The organism is Pseudomonas sp. A-1, assembly GCF_004801855.1.
Classification (GTDB): Bacteria; Pseudomonadota; Gammaproteobacteria; order Pseudomonadales; family Pseudomonadaceae; genus Geopseudomonas.
In genome coordinates, this window is the sequence record NZ_SSTC01000170.1 from 1 (window position 1) to 3,628 (window position 3,628).

The 3,628-nt window shown below is 75.4% G+C and carries 2 protein-coding genes; both read left to right on the forward strand.

Going from position 1 to position 3,628, the window contains the following annotated elements; all coding sequences use genetic code 11:
- Nucleotides 1–1,629, forward strand: a 1,629-nt coding sequence (locus tag E5198_RS20675; protein WP_372239899.1) for an alpha-2-macroglobulin, incomplete at its 5' end; no start/stop codon positions are given.
- A gap of 44 nt (nt 1,630–1,673) precedes the next feature.
- On the forward strand, nt 1,674–3,628 hold a 1,955-nt coding region (gene pbpC / locus E5198_RS20680; RefSeq protein ID WP_136491788.1), incomplete at its 3' end, for a peptidoglycan glycosyltransferase PbpC.

Here is a 3,628-nt window from a genome sequence, read left to right on the forward strand (position 1 = left end):
CCGCCCCTGCGCCGCGAGTGGACGCTGGGCGTGCGCCCGGCCTGGCCGGCGCAGCAGCGGCAGTTCCGCACGGTGCTCGGAGCCGAGCCCTGGAGCCTGCCGGCCGGCACCCTGGCGGACTTCGCGCCGGCCGGCCGGGAGGCCGTGCTGGCGCTGTCCAGCCGGCCGCCGCTGAATCTCGGCGAGCAGATCCGCGCACTCAAGGCCTATCCGTACGGCTGTCTGGAGCAGACCACCAGCGGGCTGTTCCCCTCGCTCTACGCCGATGCCGCCAGCCTGCGCCGCCTCGGCCTGGAGGGCGAGCCCGACGAGCAGCGTCGGCGCAGCATCGAGCGGGGCATCGAGCGTCTGCTCGGCATGCAGCGGCACAACGGCAGCTTCGGCCTGTGGAGCGCTGAGAGCGAGGAGGAGCACTGGCTCACCGCCTACGTCGGCGACTTCCTGCTGCGCGCCCGCGAGCAGGGCTTCGCCGTGCCGGAGGCGGCGCTCGAGCGCGCCACCGACCGGCTGCTGGCCTACCTGCAGCAGCCCGGCCTGATCGACGCCCACTACACGGAGGATTTCGCCCATACCCGCTTCGCCGTGCAGGCCTATGCCGGCTACGTGCTGGCGCGCAGCCGCCAGGCGCCGCTGGGTGCCCTGCGCAGCCTGTTCGAGCGTCGCGGCGAGGCACGCTCCGGCCTGCCGCTGGTGCAGCTGGCGGCGGCGCTCAAGCTGATGGGCGATGCCCCGCGCGCCGCGCAGGCGCTGGCCCAGGGGCTGGTCCTGGCGCGCGACGGCGAGCAGTGGCTGGCCGACTACGGCAGCCCGCTGCGCGACCAGGCGCTGATCTTCGCCCTGCTCGAGGAGCACGACCTGGCGGCCGGCCAGCGCGAGCAGCGCCTGTTCGGCCTGGCCGAGGAGCTGGCCGGCCGGTCGTGGCTGTCGACCCAGGAGCGCAACGCCCTGTTCCTCGCCGGCCGCGGCCTGCTCGGCCGGCCCGAGGGGGCCTGGACGGCGCAACTGGCCAGCGGCGAGCGGCGCATCGAACTGAGCGACGTCCGGCCGAACCTGCATCTGGCGGACGGCGAGCTGGCCGAGCCGCTGACCCTGCACGGTGTGGCCGGCATGCCGCTGTACCAGCAGCTCACCCTGTCCGGCTACCCGGCGCGGGCGCCGGCGGCCGGTGGCGAGAACCTGAGCATCGAGCGCGAGTACCTGCAGCCGGATGGCCAGCCGCTGGACGTCACCCGGCTGCGCAGCGGCGAGCTGGTGCTGGTGCACCTGGCGGTACGCGCCCGCCAGCGGGTGCCGGATGCGCTGGTGGTCGACCTGCTGCCCGCCGGTCTCGAGCTGGAGAACCAGAACCTGGCGCAGAGCGCCGCCAGCCTGGCGGACGCCGGCAGCCAGGTCGGCGACTGGCTGCGCGCCATGCAGGCCGGGCGGGTCCGTCACCAGGAGTACCGCGGCGACCGCTACGTGGCGGCGGTGGATGTCGATGCCTACGACACCACCCACCTGCTCTACCTGGCGCGCGCGGTCACCCCGGGCCACTACCGGGTGCCGCTGCCGCAGGTGGAGTCCATGTACCGGCCGAGCTGGCAGGCGCTGGGCCGCGCGCCGGAGCGCATGGTGGTGAGGGCTCCTTGAACGGCGGAACCCGCCCGGCGAGCCGGCTGCGCCCGTGGCTCGCGATGCTTGCGCTGCTGCTGGGCGGCCTCTGGCTGGCCGACCGGCTGTTCCCGCTGCCGCTGCCCGCGGACGACCAGGCCCGGGTGGTGCTGGCCGAGGATGGCACGCCGCTGTGGCGCTTCGCCGACCGCGATGGCGTCTGGCGCTATCCGGTGCGTCCCGGGCAGGTTTCGCCCTACTACCTGGAGGCACTGCTGACCTACGAGGACCGCTGGTTCCGCCAGCATCCGGGCATCAACCCGGTGGCCCTGGCCCGCGCCGCCTGGCAGAACCTCGCCGGCGGACGGTTGGTGTCCGGCGGCAGCACCCTGTCGATGCAGGTGGCGCGCCTGCTCGAGCCGCACGGCCGCGACCTGCCGGGCAAGGCCCGCCAGCTGTGGCGAACCCTGCAGCTGGAGTGGCATCTGTCGAAGGACGAGATCCTCACCCTCTATCTCGATCGCGCGCCCTTCGGCGGTACCCTGCAGGGGGTGGCGGCGGCCAGCTGGAGCTACCTGGGCAAGCCGCCGAGCCAGCTGACCCGCGCCGAGGCGGCGCTGCTCGCGGTGCTGCCGCAGGCGCCCAGCCGGCTGCGGCCGGACCGTCATCCCGAGCGCGCCCGGGCCGCGCGCGACAAGGTGCTGCGCCGGCTGGGCGCGTTCGCGGTATGGCCGGCGCAACAGGTCGGCGAGGCCCTCGAGGAGCCGATCTTCCTCGCCCCGCGCCGCGAGCCGAGCCTGGCGCCGCTGCTGGCGCGGCGCCTGAACCGTGCGGGCAGCCCGCCGCTGATCCGCACCACCCTCGACGCCGGCCTGCAGCTGCGCCTGGAGGACCTGCTGCTGGGCTGGCGGGCGCGTCTGCCGGAGCGCACCTCGGCGGCCATCCTGGTGGTCGAGCATCCGGGCATGGCGGTGCGCGCCTATCTCGGCTCGCTGGATGTCGGCGACGATGCGCGCTTCGGCCATGTCGACATGGTGCGGGCGCTGCGCTCGCCCGGCTCGACCCTCAAGCCGTTCCTCTACGGCCTGGCCCTGGATGCCGGGCTGATCCACTCCGAGTCGCTGCTGCAGGACGTGCCGCGCCACTACGGCGACTATCGGCCGGGCAACTTCGCCGCCGGTTTCAGCGGTGCGGTCGCCGCCAGCGAGGCGCTGGCCACCTCGCTCAACCTGCCGGCGGTGCAGTTGCTGGAGGCCTACGGTCCCCGGCGCTTCGCCGGCGAGCTGCGCGCGGCCGGCCTGCCGATCCACCTGCCGGCGCTGGCCGAGCCCAGTCTGGCGCTGATCCTCGGTGGCGGCGGCACCCGCCTGGAGTCGCTGGTCGCCGGTTACAGCGCCTTCGCCCGCGGCGGTCTGGCGGCGCGCCCGCGCCTGCGCCCGGAGGAGGCGCTGCGCGAGCGGCGCCTGCTGTCGCCCGGTGCGGCCTGGATCGTGCGGCGCATCCTCGCCGGCCAGGCGCGCCCGGAGGGCGAGTCGCAGGGAGGCACGGATCCGCGGAGCAGCCTGGCCTGGAAGACCGGTACCAGCTACGGCTTCCGCGATGCCTGGGCGCTGGGCGTCGGCCCGCGCCACCTGATCGGCGTGTGGATCGGCCGGCCCGACGGCACTCCGGTGCCCGGCCAGTTCGGCCTGGCCTCGGCAGCGCCGCTGCTGCACCAGGTGCACGCGCTGCTGGTCGAACGCGACCGCCAGCGCGGCATCGCGGCACCGGCGCAGGTGCGCCCGCCGGAAGTCGGCGTGGCCGCGGTCTGCTGGCCGCTCGGCCAGCCCATGGCCCGCGACGATGCCAACTGTCGGCGGCAGCGTTTCGCCTGGACCCTCGACGGCACCGTGCCGCCGACCCTGCCGGCGGCGGACCAGCCGCTGGGCAGCGGGCTGCTGGAAACCTTCTGGGTGAATGCCCGCGGCCGCCGCGTGGCGCCCGGCTGCCCGGGCGCCGAGGCCCGCCAGCTGGCGCTCTGGCCGGCGCCGCTGGAGCC